This window comes from Micromonospora rifamycinica, assembly GCF_900090265.1.
GTDB lineage: Bacteria > Actinomycetota > Actinomycetes > Mycobacteriales > Micromonosporaceae > Micromonospora > Micromonospora rifamycinica.
This window is the reverse complement of sequence record NZ_LT607752.1, coordinates 5670440-5686710: the sequence shown is the minus strand read 5'-3', so window position 1 is coordinate 5686710 and position 16271 is coordinate 5670440. Positions and strand designations below refer to the sequence as shown.

16 protein-coding genes are annotated in these 16271 nt (G+C 71.1%); 6 read left to right on the top strand and 10 right to left on the bottom strand.

Features of this window, described 5'->3' with window-relative positions; genetic code table 11:
- Positions 1-65: 65 nt before the first annotated feature.
- Positions 66-1565: an aldehyde dehydrogenase family protein gene (locus GA0070623_RS24000; RefSeq protein WP_067314960.1), complete on the top strand. Its 1500-nt coding sequence runs from the start codon at positions 66-68 to the stop codon at positions 1563-1565.
- 144 nt (positions 1566-1709) lie between these two features.
- Here GA0070623_RS24000 and nucS read toward each other — a convergent pair whose 3' ends face one another.
- Entirely contained in the window at positions 1710-2369 is a 660-nt protein-coding gene (gene nucS / locus GA0070623_RS23995; protein ID WP_067315881.1) for an endonuclease NucS, read from the bottom strand.
- 71 nt (positions 2370-2440) lie between these two features.
- On the opposite strand from nucS, the gene GA0070623_RS23990 reads away from it, so the two are divergent.
- Complete coding sequence (locus tag GA0070623_RS23990) at positions 2441-3058, top strand: DUF4126 domain-containing protein (protein ID WP_067315883.1); 618 nt, start codon at positions 2441-2443, stop codon at positions 3056-3058.
- Positions 3059-3130: 72 nt separating this feature from the next.
- Here GA0070623_RS23990 and GA0070623_RS23985 read toward each other — a convergent pair whose 3' ends face one another.
- Positions 3131-3721, bottom strand: coding sequence for a hypothetical protein (locus GA0070623_RS23985; protein WP_089004171.1), 591 nt, complete (start codon positions 3719-3721; stop codon positions 3131-3133).
- 533 nt (positions 3722-4254) lie between these two features.
- Between GA0070623_RS23985 and GA0070623_RS23980 the strand changes: the two genes are divergently transcribed.
- The 3 genes from GA0070623_RS23980 to GA0070623_RS23970 all read left to right on the top strand — a co-directional run bounded on the left by GA0070623_RS23980 (position 4255) and on the right by GA0070623_RS23970 (position 6487).
- Positions 4255-4551, top strand: a complete 297-nt coding sequence (locus GA0070623_RS23980; RefSeq protein ID WP_067312880.1) for a DUF1540 domain-containing protein — start codon at positions 4255-4257, stop codon at positions 4549-4551.
- A 188-nt stretch (positions 4552-4739) separates the two neighbouring features.
- Positions 4740-5642, top strand: coding sequence for an ABC transporter ATP-binding protein (locus tag GA0070623_RS23975; protein WP_067312877.1), 903 nt, complete (start codon positions 4740-4742; stop codon positions 5640-5642).
- Positions 5642-6487: an ABC transporter permease gene (locus tag GA0070623_RS23970; protein WP_067312875.1), complete on the top strand. Its 846-nt coding sequence runs from the start codon at positions 5642-5644 to the stop codon at positions 6485-6487. The genes GA0070623_RS23975 and GA0070623_RS23970 overlap by 1 nt, the downstream gene beginning before the upstream one ends.
- A gap of 176 nt (positions 6488-6663) precedes the next feature.
- Here GA0070623_RS23970 and GA0070623_RS23965 read toward each other — a convergent pair whose 3' ends face one another.
- The gene (locus tag GA0070623_RS23965; protein WP_067312873.1) at positions 6664-7512 is read right to left on the bottom strand and encodes a 3-hydroxyacyl-CoA dehydrogenase family protein; all 849 of its coding nucleotides are present in this window, start codon (positions 7510-7512) and stop codon (positions 6664-6666) included.
- 108 nt (positions 7513-7620) lie between these two features.
- Positions 7621-9060 (bottom strand): UDP-N-acetylglucosamine 1-carboxyvinyltransferase, encoded by a 1440-nt coding sequence (gene murA, locus GA0070623_RS23960; protein WP_067312870.1) that lies wholly within the window; start codon positions 9058-9060, stop codon positions 7621-7623.
- Here murA and GA0070623_RS23955 point away from each other — a divergent pair.
- Positions 9059-9631, top strand: a complete 573-nt coding sequence (locus GA0070623_RS23955; protein WP_067312868.1) for a cob(I)yrinic acid a,c-diamide adenosyltransferase — start codon at positions 9059-9061, stop codon at positions 9629-9631. The two genes, murA and GA0070623_RS23955, sit on opposite strands and share 2 nt — an antisense overlap.
- 266 nt (positions 9632-9897) lie before the next feature.
- Here the strand turns inward: GA0070623_RS23955 and GA0070623_RS23950 are convergent, their stop codons facing one another.
- The 6 genes from GA0070623_RS23950 to atpA all read right to left on the bottom strand — a co-directional run bounded on the left by GA0070623_RS23950 (position 9898) and on the right by atpA (position 16215).
- Entirely contained in the window at positions 9898-10353 is a 456-nt protein-coding gene (locus GA0070623_RS23950) for a DUF2550 domain-containing protein (protein WP_067312866.1), read from the bottom strand.
- Positions 10354-10365: 12 nt separating this feature from the next.
- A complete protein-coding gene (locus tag GA0070623_RS23945) occupies positions 10366-10644 on the bottom strand; it encodes a F0F1 ATP synthase subunit epsilon (RefSeq protein WP_067312863.1) in 279 nt (92 codons plus the stop codon).
- 135 nt (positions 10645-10779) lie between these two features.
- A complete protein-coding gene (locus tag GA0070623_RS23940) occupies positions 10780-11922 on the bottom strand; it encodes an LCP family protein (RefSeq protein WP_067312885.1) in 1143 nt (380 codons plus the stop codon).
- 253 nt (positions 11923-12175) lie between these two features.
- Positions 12176-13633, bottom strand: a complete 1458-nt coding sequence (gene atpD, locus GA0070623_RS23935) for a F0F1 ATP synthase subunit beta (RefSeq protein WP_067312860.1) — start codon at positions 13631-13633, stop codon at positions 12176-12178.
- The gene (locus tag GA0070623_RS23930; RefSeq protein ID WP_067312858.1) at positions 13633-14562 is read right to left on the bottom strand and encodes a F0F1 ATP synthase subunit gamma; all 930 of its coding nucleotides are present in this window, start codon (positions 14560-14562) and stop codon (positions 13633-13635) included. Before GA0070623_RS23930 ends, atpD begins: the two co-directional genes overlap by 1 nt.
- A gap of 9 nt (positions 14563-14571) precedes the next feature.
- Positions 14572-16215 (bottom strand): F0F1 ATP synthase subunit alpha, encoded by a 1644-nt coding sequence (gene atpA, locus GA0070623_RS23925; RefSeq protein ID WP_067312856.1) that lies wholly within the window; start codon positions 16213-16215, stop codon positions 14572-14574.
- Positions 16216-16271: the final 56 nt, after the last annotated feature.

The following is a 16271-nucleotide window of genomic DNA, read 5'->3' as shown; positions in this document are numbered from 1 at the left end:
GGCGAGCCATAGACGAGGACTGCTCACAACTACCGGCCGGTAGCCTCCGGGTCTAGACTTCCGCCATGACGGCTGTGCAGGTCCCGGGTGTCCCGGTCATCGCCGAGGGTCGACTGGTGTCGACCAGTCCCGCCACCGGCCGCGAAGCCGGAAGCCTACCGGTCGCCACCGCCGGACAGGTGGCCGCCGCGGTCACCGCCGCCCGGACGGCCGGGCAGTGGTGGGCCGGGCTCGGCTTCGACGGCCGCCGTACGCGGCTGCTGCGCTGGCGGGCACTGCTCGCCCAGCGGATCGAGGAACTGGCCGAACTGGTCCACGTCGAGGGCGGCAAGCCGGTCGGCGACGCGGTCGTCGAGGTCCTCACCGCCGTCGAGCACATCGACTGGTCGGCCCGCAACGCCCGCCGGGTGCTGGGCCCCCGCCGGGTCCGGTCCCGCGTGATCCTCGCCGAGTTCTCCGGCCACCTCGAATACCAGCCGCACGGCGTGGTCGGGGTGATCGGCCCGTGGAACTACCCGGTCTTCACCCCGGTCGGCTCCGCCGCGTACGCGCTGGCCGCCGGCAACGCGGTCGTCCTCAAGCCCAGCGAGTACACCCCGGTCGTCGGCCAGTGGCTGGTCGACACGTTCGCCGAGGTGGTGCCGGAGCAACCGGTCTTCACCGCGGTGCACGGCCTCGGCGACGTCGGCGCGGCACTGTGCCGCTCGGGGGTGGACAAGGTGGCGTTCACCGGTTCCACCGCGACCGCCCGCCGGGTGATGGCGGCCTGCGCCGAGTCGTTGACCCCGGTGCTGCTGGAGGCCGGCGGCAAGGACGCGATGATCGTGGCCGCCGACGCCGACCTGGACGCCGCCGCCGAGGCCTGCGTCTGGGGCGCGCTGACCAACGCCGGCCAGACCTGCATCGGCATCGAACGGGTCTATGCGGTGGCACCGGTCTACGACGAGTTCGTCGGCAAGGTGGTCGCCCGCGCCGAACGGCTGACGGTCGGCGCGGACGGGGCCGACCTCGGCCCGATCACCATGCCGAGCCAGCTCGACGTGATCCGCCGGCACATCGACGAGGCCATCGCCGCCGGCGGGCGGGCGGTGGTGGGCGGTCCCGGCGCCGTGCAGCCGCCGTACGTGCACCCGACGGTGCTGGTGGACGTCCCCGAGTCCGCCTCGGCCGTCCGCGAGGAGACCTTCGGCCCCACCGTGACCATCAGCCGGGTCGCCGACGCCGACGAGGCCGTCCGCCGGGCCAACGCCCTGCCGTACGGCCTGGGGGGTTCGGTGTTCGGCCGGCGCGACGCGGTGTCGATCGCCCGACGGCTGCGCTCGGGGATGGCGTCGATCAACTCGGCGCTCACCTTCGCCGGGATGTCCACGCTGCCCTTCGGCGGGGTGGGCGACTCGGGCTTCGGCCGGATCCACGGCGAGGACGGGTTGCGCGAGTTCGGCCGGGCCAAGTCGATCACCAGGCGGCGGGCCCGGTCGCTGCTGCCGTCGATGACCTTCGAGCGGACCCCGACCGACGTGGCCCGCCTCGTCAAGGTCACCAAGGCGCTCTACGGCCGACGCTGACCCGGCCCGGCAGCCGGGCGGGTGCCACCCCGGGCCACCCGCCCGGCTGCCGGGCCGGCTTTCGGCTGCCGGACTACCCGCCCCGCTGTCAGACCGGCCGGGCAGGGGCGGGGATCGATCAGGGGCGGGTGCCGGCCGGGCCGGTCAGAAGAGGGTCAGCTCGTCGCGGACGATGCCGCGCAGCCGGTCGTAGTCGACGACCACACAGCGGATGCCCCGGTCGGTGGCGAGGACCCGGGCCTGCGGCTTGATCTCCTGAGCGGCGAAGACACCGGTCACCGGGGCGAGCAGCGGATCCCGGTTCATCAGTTCGAGGTAGCGGGTGAGCTGCTCCACCCCGTCGATCTCACCGCGCCGCTTGACCTCGACGGCGACCGCACCGGAGTTGGCGTCCCGGCAGAGCAGGTCGACCGGGCCGATCGCGGTCATGTACTCGCGCCGGACCAGGGTGAAGCCCTCGCCGAGGGTCTCCGGGTTGGCGGCCAGCAGCTCCTGCAGGTGCGCCTCGACGCCGTCCTTGCGCAGCCCCGGGTCCACCCCCAGCTCGTACGAGGTGTCCTGGAGGATCTCCTCCAGGTTGATCCGCAGCTCCTCGCCGGCCTTGTTGACCACCCGCCAGACGCCGGGTGCCTCCTCCAGCCGACAGGGCGGGCTCATCCAGTTCAACGGCTTGTACGCCCGGTCGTCGGCGTGGATCGACACCGACCCGTCCGCCTTCACCATGAGCAGGCGGGTGGCCAGCGGCAGGTGTGCCGAGAGCCGTCCGACATAGTCCACCGAGCACTTCGCAATCACCAGACGCACCCGACGAGGGTAGCCGAGGACCGGCCGGTCACCGTCGCGCGGCACTGGCGTGCCGGTGCGATGCTGAGATGGTGCTCGAAGTCCTCACCGGTACCGGTCTCGCCGCCTCGGCGGGCCTCAACGCCTACATTCCCCTGCTCACCATGGGTCTGCTCGCCCGCTACACCAGTCTGATCGACCTGCCCAGCGGCTGGCAGTGGCTGGGCAACGGGTGGGTGCTGGCGATCCTGGCGGCGCTGCTCGCGGTCGAGGTGGTCGCCGACAAGGTGCCCGTGGTCGACCACGTCAACGACGTCGTGCAGACGGTGGTCCGCCCCACCGCCGGCGGCCTCGCCTTCGGTGCCGGCTCGGGCTCGGAGACGGTGACGGTGAGCGACCCGGGCGGGTTCTTCACCTCCCACCAGTGGGCACCGGTGGTCGCCGGGGTGGCCATCGCGCTCGGGGTGCACCTGTTCAAGGCGGCGGCCCGGCCGGTGGTCAACGCGACCACGGCGGGCTTCGGCGCACCGGTGGCCAGCACCGCCGAGGACGCGACCAGTGTGCTGATGTCCCTGGTGGCGATCATCCTGCCGGTGCTGGTGCTGGCGTTCCTGCTGGGCATGGCGGCGTTCGTGGTCTGGTTCCTGCGTCGGCGGCGGGGCCGCCGCCGGGAACGCGAGGCGGCCCGCGCCGCCGGCTACCGGGTCTGACCCGCAGCCGCCGACGGCCGGCACCCCGGGTGGGGGTGCCGGCCGTCGTGTCGTGCGGGTGGTCGTGCGCGGTCAGCTGTTCCAGTGCTGGGTGACGAGGTCGGCGGCCTGCTGTTCCCACTGGGCGTAGTGGTCGGGGTAGGCGGAGACCTGGACGGTCTGGGCGGCCTTGGTCAGGGGCATGTCCTGCCAGCCGTCGACCTGCTTGAGGCCCTTGAGGAACGCGGTGGTGGCGTACTCGGGGTCGGTGATCTGCTCGACGGTGCCCCAGCCGGAGGAGGGGCGCTGTTGGAACAGGCCCTGGGAGTCGTGGTCGTTGCGGTCGCCGAGGTGGCCGAGGTTCTCCAGCTTCGACTCCTGTAGGGCGGTGGCGATGGACACGACGGCGGCGCGTTCGTCCATGCCGGTCTTCTTGGTGGCGGCGATGATGGCCTTGACGTTGGCGGTCTGCTCGTCGTCGAGGTCGATGCGGGACTGCTCGCCCTGCACACCGTGCGGGATCAGCTTGTCCATCGCCGGCTTGTCGGCCTGCACCACGGCCACCGGGCGGTCGGTGGTGCCCGACTCGACGGTGCCGTGGTTCAGCGGGCCGGCGGCCAGGCCACCGGCGACCGCCAGACCGGCGATACCGAGGACGCTCTTACGCAGCATGGTGGTCTTCATGGGGGATGCTCCTTCGAGGGGGTCGACGCCACCCGGCCGGTCGGGGGACCGGGCCACCGGCCGTGGCCGGCGGTGGGGGCGTAAGCACCACGACGAGGCGCTCATGAGGGGGTCTCTGCGCTCTCCGGCGGGTCCTGCCTGCGCCGGAGCCAGGTGTAACGACCGGGGGCGCCGGGTCATTCCGGGGCACTGCCCGCGTCCCGGGCTGGCCGGGCGGGGATCCTGCTGCGGTCGTACAGAGGGTGTAACGACCGGGGGTCGGCCGGGATTCCGCCGTCGGCGTGCCGCCGGTCACGGGACACGGCACCCGGACCGCCCGGACCGGCCCACCGACGCACGACCCGCCCGGCCCGGTCCGGACACCTCGCGCACCCGGCATCCCGTCGGATGAACCGGACATTCCGCGCGACCCGGGATGCCCGCCGCGTCCCCCTGGCGGGCGGCACACGACGGGGTGACCGGTGGCGGAAACCCGCGCGGCCACCCATCACATACCTAACTATTGGGGCGAATCCGTCTACAGGGAGAGTGTCATGACCGCAGCGATGGAAATGCCCCGGGTCCAGGAGTGCGCGGCCTCGTCCTGCGCCTACAACCACACCAACGACTGTCACGCGTTCGCCATCACCATCGGCAGCACCGACCACGCCCACTGCCACACCTTCGTCGAGCTGCCCGTGCGCGGTGGCCTCGACCGGCTGATCGCCCAGGTCGGCGCGTGCAGCCGCGCTGACTGCCGGCACAACGCCGAGCTGGAGTGCCGCGCCCCGGCGATCACCGTCGGCCCCGACAACGACCTGGCCGACTGCATGACCTACCAGAGCCGCTGACCGGCCGCTCCCGACCCCGCCCCGGCCCGCCCCACCACGACGGGCGGTACGGCACCCCGGCCGCCCGCCGGTGACCGACCCGGCGCACCCGGCCCGGGCCGGGGCGACCGGAGCGTCCCGACCCGTGCCGGCCGCACCGGCGCACCCCCGGCCGCCGCGCCGGCCGGCCTGGTCGCACACTGGACGTCATGGATGACGAGCTCGCGATCTCCGTACGGGGACTGCGCAAGGCGTACGGCGACAACGTCGCGGTGGCGGGGGTGGACCTCGACGTCCGCCGGGGCGAGGTGTTCGCCCTGCTCGGCCCGAACGGCGCGGGCAAGACCACCACGGTGGAGATCCTGGAGGGCTACCGCCAGCGCGACGCCGGCGAGGTGAGCGTGCTCGGTATCGACCCCGGGCTCGCCCTCGGCCCACGACGGCGGGGCTCGCCGGCCCGCTCCCCCGGCACCGCCCGGCACCGGACGGCCGACTGGCGTTCCCGGGTCGGCATCGTGCTTCAGGGCACCGGGGAGTTCGACGAGCTGACAGTGGCCGAGGTGGTGCGGCACTTCTCCGGCTTCTACCCGGGCGCGGACGACCCGACGAGCGTCGTCGAGCGGGTCGGGCTGGGGGCCAAGGCCAACGCCCGCACACACACTCTCTCCGGCGGGCAGAAGCGCCGGCTCGACGTGGCGCTGGGCATCATCGGCCGCCCCGAGCTGCTCTTCCTCGACGAGCCCACCACCGGCTTCGACCCGGAGGCCCGACGCGAGTTCTGGGAGCTGATCCGGGACCTCGCCGCCGCCGGCACCACCATCGTGCTCACCACCCACTACCTGGACGAGGCCGAGTCGCTCGCCGACCGGGTGGGGGTGATCGCCGCCGGCCGGGTGATCGAGGTGGCCCCACCCGACCGGCTCGGCAACCGGCAGGATGCCCTGGCGACGGTCTCCTGGCGTACCCCGGACGGGACGCCGGAGTCGGCGCAGAGCGCGACGCCGACGGCGCTGGTGGCGGAGCTGGCCGCGCGCTTCGGTGGCGAGGTGCCCGGCCTGACGGTGACCCGACCGACCCTGGAAGACGTCTACCTCAGCATGATCGGACACTGATGACGACCACCACGAGGCCGGGCGACCCGGTCGCCGCCACCGGCAGCCGACGGATCGGGCCGGGGGCGCTCGCCCTGCGCCAGGGCCGGCTGGAGATCACCCAGTTCCTGCGCAGCCGGGAGTCCGTCGTCTTCACGATGGGCTTCCCGATCATCATGATCCTGATCTTCGCGTCGATCTTCGACGGGACGATCGGCGGCGGGGTGAAGTTCACCCAGTACTTCATCACCGGCATGATCGCCACCGGCCTGATGACGGTGAGCTTCCAGAACCTGGGCATCTGGATCCCGATCGAGCGGGACCGGGGCGTGCTCAAGCGCTACCGGGGCACCCCGATGCCGAAGTGGGTCTGGTTCGCCGGCAAAGTGATCATGGTGGTGGCCATCGGCATCGCCGAGACCGCCCTGCTGCTGGCGGTCGCCGTGGCGCTGTTCGACCTCGACCTGCCGGCCACCGCCGGGAAGTGGTTCACCTTCGGCTGGGTGGCCGTGCTCGGGGTGACCGCCTGCACCCTGTGCGGGATCGCCATCTCGTCGCTGGCCCGCACCGCCCGCAGCGGGTCCGCCGTGGTCACCCCGGTCTCCCTGGTGCTCCAGTTCATCTCCGGGGTGTTCTTCGTCTTCACCGACCTGCCCAGCTGGATGCAGCAGGTGGCGGCGCTCTTCCCGCTCAAGTGGATGTGCCAGGGCCTGCGCGCGGTGTTCCTGCCGGAGAGCTTCGGCGCCCAGGAGCCCGGCGGCTCCTTCGAGCTGGGCCGGGTCGCCCTGGTCCTCGCCCTGTGGTGCGTGATCGGCCTGGTCCTCTGCCTGACCACCTTCCGCTGGACCACCAAGCGCGACGGCTGACCCCGCCGCCCCGCAACACGCCGGGCCGCCGGCCCGGGTCACGCTGTCCGGGCCGGGGCCGGCCCAGGGGCACGCCGGCCCGGCCGGGGCCGGCCCAGGTGTGCCGATGTTGCGGTATCCGCTGGTGGGGATACCGCAACATCGGCGACACGGCGCACCGGCCCGCCAGGGCAGGCTCAGTAGGAGTAGAAGCCCTGGCCGGTCTTGCGGCCCAGGTCCCCGGCGGTGGCCATCCGCTGGAGCAGCTCCGGGGGGAAGAACTTCTCGTCGGCGGTGTCGGTGTAGATGTTCCTCGTCGCGTTCAGCAGCACGTCCACGCCGGTCAGATCGACAGTGGCCAGCGGACCCATCGCGTGACCGAAGCCGAGCCGACAGGCGGTGTCCAGGTCCTCGGCCGACATCACCCCGGACTCGACCAGCCGCACCGCCTCCATGGCCAGCGCGCAGATCAGCCGGGTGGTGACGAAGCCGGCGAGGTCCCGGTTGACCACCACGACCGTCTTGCCGATCTCCTCCGCGAACGCCTTCGCGGTGGCGATGGTCGCGTCGCTCGTCTTGTAGCCACGGACCAGCTCGCAGAGCTTCATCATCGGCACCGGGGAAAAGAAGTGCGTGCCGACGACCGCCTCCGGCCGCTCGGTCACCGCGGCGATCTGGGTCACCGGGATGGCCGACGTGTTGGTCGCCAGCACCGCGTCGGGGCGGCAGATCTTGTCCAGCGCGCGGAACACCTCATGCTTGATCTCGATCTTCTCGAAGACCGCCTCGACCACCACGTCCGCGTCGGCCGCCGCTTCCAGCTCGGTGGTCGGGGTGATCCGGCCGAGCGTCGCCTCGACGTCGGACGGGTCGATCTTCCCCTTCTCGGCGAACCTCGCCAGCGACGTCCGGATGCCGGCCAGGCCCCGGGCGGTCGCCGCGTCGTCGACGTCCCGCAGGGTCACCTGCCAGCCCGCCTGCGCCGCCACCTGGGCGATACCGGAACCCATCAGCCCGGCCCCGACGACCGCGAGTCGACCCGCCATCTGCTTCTCCCTCGCTGCGATTGAGTGTCTGCCAGCACCCTAGTCGGCGAGCCTGAACGAACGCTAAGCCCCTGACGGTCGGGCCGGGGACGGGAGACGGCGGGCGGATCAGATGGTCACCTCGGGCGCTTCCGGGACGGTGCCGCGCTCCACCTCCACGCCGAGCGCCCGCAGATCGGCCACGAAATCCGGGTAGCCCCGGTCCACGTGGTGCACGTGGGAGACCTCGGTGACCCCGTCGGCGCAGAGCCCCGCGATGATCAGCCCGGCACCGGCCCGGATGTCGGTGGCCCGCACCGGTGCGCCGGAGAGTTGGTCCCGGCCCCGGACCACGGCGTGGTGGCCGTCGGTCTTGATGTCCGCGCCGAGACGCATCATCTCGTTGGCGAACATGAACCGGCCGTCGAAGATGTTCTCGGTGATCAGCGAGGCCCCGTCGCTGACCGCCGCCAGGCCGATCGCCATCGGCAGCAGGTCGGTGGCGAACCCCGGGTACGGCAGGGTCACCACGTCGACGGCGGCGGGCCGGGCGTCGGCGCGGATCCGGAAGGCGTCGCTCCGGGTCTCCACCAGCGCGCCGGCCGACACCAGCTTGTCCAGCGCGACCTCCAGGTAGGCCGGATCGATCCCGGTGACCGTCACGTCCCCCCGGGTCATCGCCGCGGCGAACGCCCAGGTGCCGGCCACGATCCGGTCCCCCACCGTGGCGTGCCGCACCGGCCGCAGCGCGGGCACCCCGACGATGCGCAGGGTGGAGCTGCCGCCGCCGGAGATCCGGGCGCCCATCCGGTTGAGCATGGTGCACAGGTCGACGATCTCCGGCTCCCGGGCCGCGTTGTCGATCGTCGTCACGCCCTGGGCCAGCACCGCCGCCATGACCAGGTTCTCGGTCGCGCCCACACTCGGGAAGTCCAGCACGATGTCGGCGCCCCGCAGACCGTCCGGAGCGGCGGCGATGACGAAGCCGTGCTCACCGGAGACGTCCGCGCCCATCCGGGCCAGCCCGGCGACGTGCATGTCCAGCCCCCGGGAGCCGATCGCGTCGCCGCCCGGGTGGGCCACCCGCACGTACCCCCGGCGGGCCAGCAGCGGGCCGAGCACGCAGATCGACGCCCGCAGCCGGCGGACCAGGTCGTAGTCGGCGTCCGCGCCGGGCTGCTCGGGCACGTCGATGACGACCGAGCGGGACCGGGCCTGACCGCCGTACCCGACCATCGGGTCCACCGGGTCGTCCGCCTCGAAGCGCACCGCGCAGCCGAGCCGGCGCAGCACTTCGCCCATGATGGCGATGTCGGTGATCCGCGGCACGTTCGTGATCACCGTCCGCCCCGGTGCCAGCAACGCCGCCGCCATCAGTTTCAACGCCGAGTTCTTCGCCCCGACGACGTGCACCGTGCCGGCCAGCCGGGCGTTCCCACCGACCCGGATGACGTCGACGTCGTCGACCGCCGGGTCACCGGCGTCACCCGGGCCCGTCCCCACCGGCCGACCGGCCGGGACCGTCCGGGCCGGGAGCGTCAGGTCCGCTATCCGTAGGCTGTGCGTCATGGCTGTCCACCTCACGCGCATCTACACCAAGGCCGGCGACGCCGGCATGACCAGGCTGAGCAACAACGAGCAGGTGCCGAAGACCGATCCCCGGATCGCCGCGTACGCCGACGTCGACGAGTGCAACGCCGCGCTCGGCGTGGCGCTCGCCCTGGGACAGCTCGACGACGAGCTGCGGACCGTGCTGGAGTCGATCCAGAACGACCTGTTCGACGTGGGCGCCGACCTGGCCACCCCCGTCGAGCCGGAACCGGCGTATCCGCCGCTGCGGGTCACGGAGGAGTACGTGGAACGCCTCGAAGGCTGGTGCGACGAGTTCAACGGGCGTCTGGGCAAGCTCGACTCCTTCATCCTCCCCGGCGGCACCGCTGGCGCGGCGCTGCTGCACGTGGCACGGACGATCGCCCGGCGGGCCGAACGGACGGCCTGGGCACTGCTCGCCTACGATCCGGATCGCACCAGCTCCCTGCCGGCAAAGTATCTCAACCGCCTCTCCGACCTGCTGTTCATCCTGTCAAGAACGGCCAACCCGGGCGGCGATGTGCTATGGGTGCCGGGCGGCAAGCGCTGAGCCCGGCCGGGCTGCCCCGCACCGGCGTGCGGATACCCGGCCCGGCCGCCGCCAAGCCCCGCCGGGGGCGGCGGCGCGGTGGGCCGGCCCGGATCCGGCCGGCGACGGGAGCGACGCCGCAGCCGGCACGGCGTAGGGAAGTTGTTCCGCTCGGCGGGCGGGAGGTCCACGCCGCGGCGCACGGGAGTGCTGAGGAAGGCCGCACGGCGCGCGGGAAGGCCGCACGGGAGTCGTGCCGGGGAAGGCCGCGCGGCGCGCGGGGTGGATCAGGCGGCGGGCCAGTCCTGGGAGGCCATACGCGGCGAGGCCGCCCCGGGTGGGGCGGCCTCGAGCCAGGACGAGAAGCCGGTCACCGTGGATCGCGCCATGGCGATCTCGACCGGTGCGTGTTGACTGGTACAGCGGAGGATCACCCAGTCGGACGGCATGGAGAGCCGTTCCTGCCCTTCGGGGAGCCGCCGACGCTCCACCACCAGTTCCTTGCGGGAGAGCACCCGCTTGGGCCGCAGGGCGAAGCTGAACATCCGGTACCAGCGGAGCTGGTCGCCGACGAACCGCGCGAAGCCCGGTGACCAGCCCCGACCGTCGAGGACGGTGGTCACCCGGACGCTCAGCCGGATGATGCCACCGCTACGGGTGACCAGTGCCCGCCGGACGAAGAGGATCAGGACCGCGACCAGGATCACCGCGATGCCGATTCCGATCCCTTCGACGATCTCCATCGGCGGGTGGGCTCAGCGGGCCGGAGTGGCCGGGGTGGCGCTCTCGGCGAGCACTGTCACGCTCTCGGCGCCGACCGACAGGAACCCGCCGGTGATGTCGTAGGCGACCTGCTGGCCGCCGGCCTGCTTGATCCGGACCTGGCTGGGCTCGGCGAGCTGGCCGAGCAGGGGCGCGTGCCCCGGCAGCACACCCAGCTCACCCTCGGTCGTGCGGGCGACGACCATCTCGGCCTCGCCGGACCAGACCTTCTCCTCGACGGCTACGAGGTCGACGTGAAGCTGCTGTGCCACGCTGTCTCCTTGCTGCGGCGACGGATTGTCGAAAGTCTAGTCGGACCGTGGTGACCACCCCAACGCGGGTACCGAGACATACGCCACCCCCGGCGTGTCGCTTCACCGGGGGGTGGCGTCCGCGCCGGGCGGGAATCACTTGGCCTTGTTACGGAACTCCGGGTGTTCCAGCAGGAAGGCGTCCAACTGCTCCTTGCCGAGGGCGGTGAAGAAGTCGTCGGCGGCGGGCAGCAGCCGCTCCCCCCGGTAGCCGTTGCCGGTGCCGATCCCCTCCCCCGGCAGCTTGATCAGCTCGACGTTCTCCGAGCGGATGCCCTTGAGCGCGATGGCGAAGTCGACCACGCTGCTGCCCCGGCCGTTGAAGGTCAGCGACTGGCCGGCGGCCCGGATCACCCGGTCCAGCTTGATCGGGTTGGTCACCACGTCGGCGCTGAACGCCTGGCTGACCATCGCCTTGATGAACTGCTGCTGGTGGCGCTGCCGGCCGTAGTCGGCGTCCGGGACGCCGTTCTTGGGGTAGCGCTGCCGCACGTAGTCCAGCGCCTGCCAGCCGCTGAGGTGCTGGTTGCCCTTCTTGTAGACCGCCTGTGGCCCGATGTAGCCCTCGCCGTACGGGTTGCCCTTGCGGTGCTTGCCGTTCGGCTCGCGGTGCTCGGACTTGACCTCCCGCTCGATGTACATGTCGACGCCGCCCATCGCGTCGACGATCTTCTGGAAGCCGGTGAAGTTGATGATCGCGCCGGCGTCGAACCGGTCGATCCCGGTCGCCTTCTGCACGGTCTTGGCGAGCAGCTCGAAGCCCTGCGCTGCGCTGGGGTTCTTGCCCTCGACGATGCTGCCGTGCGACATCGCGCCGTTGATCTTGCCGGAGCCGCCCCGGTAGCCGGCCTTGTCGAACTTGGGGATGTCGACGTAGAGGTCACGCGGAACGGAGAAGATGTACGCCCGGTCCAGCGACGCCGGCACGTGCAACACCATGATCGAGTCGGCCAGCGGCGGGGTCTTCGCGTCCCGCGGGTCGATCCCCACCAGCAGGATGTTCAGCGGACCCTTGACGTTGCTCTTGCGCTCCTGCGCCCCGGCCGCCTTGTCGCCGAAGAGGTCGGCCTTGCCCACCGAGCCCTCGTAGCGCGACAGCAGCGTCTCGTAGCCGACCAGGACCGCACCGCTGAGCAGCATCAGCACGACCCCGAAGACGGTGCAGACGCGGGCCCAGCGCGGCACCCCCGACCAGATGGACGACCTACGGCCGTCCTTGCCGGTCTTACCCACGAGCAGCTCCATTCGTCGCGCCACGAGGACTCGTCACGAGTCACGAAGATTCGTCACGCCCACGAACAGAAGACGGGCGTACACCGCCGAAAAGTTGCCTCCGATCGACACCTGTTTTCCGGTGTCGCGCTCGAAACGGTACCTCGCCCGCCTGGGAGCCGCGTGCCCGGTAACCGGACACCGGCCCCCACCAGCCACGACGACGCCGAAGGCCACCCCGGATGCACCGGGGTGGCCTTCGTGGAGACCGTCGGGGGACTCAGCCCTCCGACATCAGCTCCTTCGCCTTGCGCTCCAGGTCCTCCAGACCACCGCACATGAAGAAGGCCTGCTCGGGGAAGTGGTCGTACTCACCCTCGCTGATCTTCTTGAACGCCTCGATGGTCTCGGCGATCGCGACCGTCGAGCCCGGCACACCGGTGAACTGCTCGGCGGCGTAGGTGTTCTGGGAGAGGAAGCGCTCGATCCGACGGGCCCGGCCGACGGTGAGCTTGTCCTCCTCCGAGAGCTCCTCGATACCGAGGATGGCGATGATGTCCTGGAGGTCCTTGTAGCGCTGGAGGATGCGCTTGACCTCGGTGGCCACCGTGAAGTGCTCCTCGCCGACGAACTCCGGGGCGAGGATCCGGGACGAGGACGCCAGCGGGTCCACGGCCGGGTAGATGCCCTTGTCGGAGATCGACCGCTCCAGGTTGGTGGTCGCGTCCAGGTGGGCGAAGGTGGTGGCCGGCGCCGGGTCGGTGTAGTCGTCGGCGGGCACGTAGATCGCCTGGAGCGAGGTGATGGCCTGGCCCCGGACGGAGGTGATCCGCTCCTGGAGCTCGCCCATCTCGTCGGCCAGGGTCGGCTGGTAGCCCACCGCGCTCGGCATCCGGCCGAGCAGGGTGGAGACCTCGGAGCCGGCCTGGGTGAAGCGGAAGATGTTGTCGATGAAGAGCAGCACCTCCTGCTTCTTGACGTCCCGGAAGTACTCGGCCATGGTCAGCGCGGAGAGCGCCACCCGCAGCCGGGTGCCCGGCGGCTCGTCCATCTGGCCGTAGACCAGCGCGGTCTTGTCGATGACGCCGGACTCGGTCATCTCGGCGATGAGGTCGTTGCCCTCACGGGTGCGCTCACCCACACCGGCGAAGACCGAGGTACCACCGAAGTTCCGGGCCACCCGGGTGATCATCTCCTGGATGAGCACCGTCTTGCCCACGCCCGCGCCGCCGAACAGGCCGATCTTGCCGCCCTTGACGTACGGGGCGAGCAGGTCGATGACCTTGATGCCGGTCTCCAGCATCTCGGTCTTCGGCTCCAGGTCCGCGAAGGCGGGGGCCTTGCGGTGGATGCCCCACCGGTCGTCCGCGTCGAGCGTCTCGCCCTCGGTGAGGTTGAGGCACTCGCCGATGGCGTTGAAGACGTGGCCCTTGACCGCGTCGCCCACCGGGACGGTGATCGGGGAGCCGGTGTCGACCACCTCGGCGCCCCGGACCAGACCGTCGGTCGGCTGCATGGAGATGGCCCGGACCAGGTTGTCACCCAGGTGCTGGGCGACCTCCAGGGTCAGCGTCTTCTCACCGCCGGACAGGTTGACCTCGACGTGCAGGGCGTTGAACAGGGTCGGCATGGCGTCGCGCGGGAACTCGGCGTCGACGACCGGGCCGATGACCCGGACCACACGACCGGTGGCCGTCCTGGTCTCTGCCGGTCCCCCGGCAACTGCGGATACAGTCATCACACTTCACTTCCCGACGCGGCCAGCGCGTTCGCGCCGCCGACGATCTCACTGATCTCCTGGGTGATCCCGGCCTGGCGGGCCGAGTTCATCTCACGCGTGTACTTCTCGATCATCTCTTCGGCGTTGTCGGTGGCGCTCTTCATCGCCCGCCGCCGGGCCGCCGACTCGCTCGCCGCCGACTCCAGCAACGCCGCGTAGATCCGCGTGTTGATGTACTTCGGCAACAGCGCGTCGAGCAGCGACTCCGCCTCCGGCTCGAACTCGTACGCCGGCAGCAGCCCCTCGGAGCGCGGCCGGTCCTCGACCTGCATCGGACCGATGATCTTCGTGACCGGGTTCTGGGTCATCAGGCTGTGGAACTCGGTGTAGACGATGTGCAGCTCGTCGATGCCGAGCACGCCGTCCGGCCCGGCGTCACCGTCGGTGTCGTCCGCCCCGGCGGTGAACGCCGCGATCAGCGTCTCGCCGACCTCGCGGGCGTCGGCGAAGGTGGGCTGCTCCGAGAAGCCGGTCCAGTTCGCCGCGATCTTCCGGTTGCGGAACCGGTAGAACGTCAGGCCCTTGCGCCCGATGACGTAGAGCACCGGCTCCTTGCCGTCGGCGGTGAGCCGGGCGATCAGCGACTCGGCGGTCCTGATCGCGTTGGAGCTGTACCCACCGGCCAGGCCCCGGTCCGAGGTGACCAGCAGGACGCCCGCCCGCCGCACCCGCTCGCGCGGGGTGAGCAGCGGGTGGTCGATCCGGGCGTTCGAGGCCAGCGCGGTGAGCACGCCGGTGATCGCCTGGGCGTACGGCAGGGACGCCGTCACCCGGGCCTGGGCCTTGGCGATGCGGCTCGTCGCGACGAGCTCCATCGCCTTGGTGATCTTCTTCATCCCCTTCGCCGAACGGATCCGCTGGCGAAGAACGCGTACCTGGGCCGCCATGAGTCAGCCCTACTGCTTCTCGGCGTCGCCGCCGGAGTAGCGGGTGACCGTCTCCCGGTCCGACTCGCCCTCCAGCGGCTTCGCCGGCGCGTCGTTGACCCGGTGCTCGTCGGCCTTGCCGAGGAAGACCTGCTTGAACTCGGTGATGGCCGAGTCGAGCGAGGACGAGAGGTCGTCGCCCCACTTGCCGTCCGCGATCGAGGCCAGCACACCCTCGTGCTTGTGCCGCAGGTACTGGAGGAACTCCGACTCGAAGCGCCGGATCTCGCCGACCGGGACGTCGTCCAGCTTGCCCTCGACGCCGGCCCAGACCGAGACGACCTGCTCCTGCACCGGGTACGGCGAGTAGTTCGGCTGCTTGAGCAGCTCGACCAGCCGGGAACCCCGGTTCAGCTGGGCCTGTGAGGCCTTGTCCAGGTCGGAGGCGAAGGCGGCGAACGCCTCCAGCTCACGGAACTGGGCCAGGTTGAGCCGCAGCGAGCCGGAGACCTTCTTCATCGGCTTCATCTGGGCGGCGCCGCCGACCCGGGAGACCGAGGTACCGACGTTGATGGCCGGCCGGACGCCCTGGTTGAACAGGTCGGACTCCAGGAAGATCTGGCCGTCGGTGATGGAGATGACGTTGGTCGGGATGAAGGCCGAGATGTCGTTGGCCTTCGTCTCGATGATCGGCAGGCCGGTCATCGAGCCGCCGCCCAGCTCGTCGGAGAGCTTCGCGCAGCGCTCCAGCAGGCGGGAGTGCAGGTAGAAGACGTCACCCGGGTACGCCTCACGGCCCGGCGGGCGACGCAGCAGCAGCGACACGGCCCGGTACGCCTCGGCCTGCTTGCTCAGGTCGTCGAAGACGATCAGGACGTGCTTGCCGCCGTACATCCAGTGCTGCCCGATGGACGAGCCGGTGTAGGGGGCGAGGTACTTGAAGCCGGCCGGGTCGGACGCCGGGGAGGCCACGATGGTGGTGTACTCCAGCGCGCCCGCGTCCTCCAGGATGCCCTTGATCGAGGCGATCGTGGAGGCCTTCTGGCCGATGGCGACGTAGATGCAGCGGACCTGCTTCTTCGGGTCGCCGGAGCGCCAGTTGTCCCGCTGGTTGAGGATGGTGTCCAGCGCGACGGTGGTCTTGCCGGTCTTCCGGTCGCCGATGATCAGCTGCCGCTGGCCCCGACCGATCGGGGTCATCGCGTCGATCGCCTTGATACCGGTCTGCAGCGGCTCGTCGACGGACTGCCGGGACATCACGTTGGGGGCCTGGAGCTCCAGCTCGCGGTAGCCCTCGTCGGCGATGTCGCCGAGGCCGTCGATCGGCTGGCCGAGCGCGTTGACCACGCGGCCGAGGAAGGCGTCGCCGACCGGTACGGAGAGCACCCGGCCGGTGCGCTTGACGCGCTGCCCCTCCTCCAGCTTGGCGGAGTCACCGAGAACGACGACACCGATCTCCCGGACGTCGAGGTTCAACGCCACGCCGAGCGTGCCGTCCTCGAACTCCAGGAGTTCGTTGGTCATGGTCGAGGGCAGGCCCTCGACGTGGGCGATGCCGTCACCGGTGTCGGCGACGGTGCCGACCTCCTCGCGGGAGACGTCGGTCGAGTAGGAGGAGACGTAGCGCTCCAGGGCGCCGCGGATCTCCTCCGTCGAGATGGTCAGCTCGGCCATCCTCTGCTTCCTTAAGTATCAGGGGCCCGGGATACCTAGTACCGACCGGTCCGAAT

Coding starts and splice junctions, on each gene's coding strand:
- GA0070623_RS24000 (WP_067314960.1), top strand. CDS start 66: ATGACGGCTGTGCAGGTCCCGGGTGTCCCGGTCATCGCCGAGGGTCGA.
- GA0070623_RS23985 (WP_089004171.1), bottom strand. CDS start 3,721: ATGAAGACCACCATGCTGCGTAAGAGCGTCCTCGGTATCGCCGGTCTG.
- GA0070623_RS23980 (WP_067312880.1), top strand. CDS start 4,255: ATGACCGCAGCGATGGAAATGCCCCGGGTCCAGGAGTGCGCGGCCTCG.
- GA0070623_RS23975 (WP_067312877.1), top strand. CDS start 4,740: ATGGATGACGAGCTCGCGATCTCCGTACGGGGACTGCGCAAGGCGTAC.
- GA0070623_RS23970 (WP_067312875.1), top strand. CDS start 5,642: ATGACGACCACCACGAGGCCGGGCGACCCGGTCGCCGCCACCGGCAGC.
- GA0070623_RS23965 (WP_067312873.1), bottom strand. CDS start 7,512: ATGGCGGGTCGACTCGCGGTCGTCGGGGCCGGGCTGATGGGTTCCGGT.
- GA0070623_RS23955 (WP_067312868.1), top strand. CDS start 9,059: ATGGCTGTCCACCTCACGCGCATCTACACCAAGGCCGGCGACGCCGGC.
- murA (WP_067312870.1), bottom strand. CDS start 9,060: ATGACGCACAGCCTACGGATAGCGGACCTGACGCTCCCGGCCCGGACG.
- GA0070623_RS23950 (WP_067312866.1), bottom strand. CDS start 10,353: ATGGAGATCGTCGAAGGGATCGGAATCGGCATCGCGGTGATCCTGGTC.
- atpD (WP_067312860.1), bottom strand. CDS start 13,633: ATGACTGTATCCGCAGTTGCCGGGGGACCGGCAGAGACCAGGACGGCC.
- GA0070623_RS23930 (WP_067312858.1), bottom strand. CDS start 14,562: ATGGCGGCCCAGGTACGCGTTCTTCGCCAGCGGATCCGTTCGGCGAAG.
- atpA (WP_067312856.1), bottom strand. CDS start 16,215: ATGGCCGAGCTGACCATCTCGACGGAGGAGATCCGCGGCGCCCTGGAG.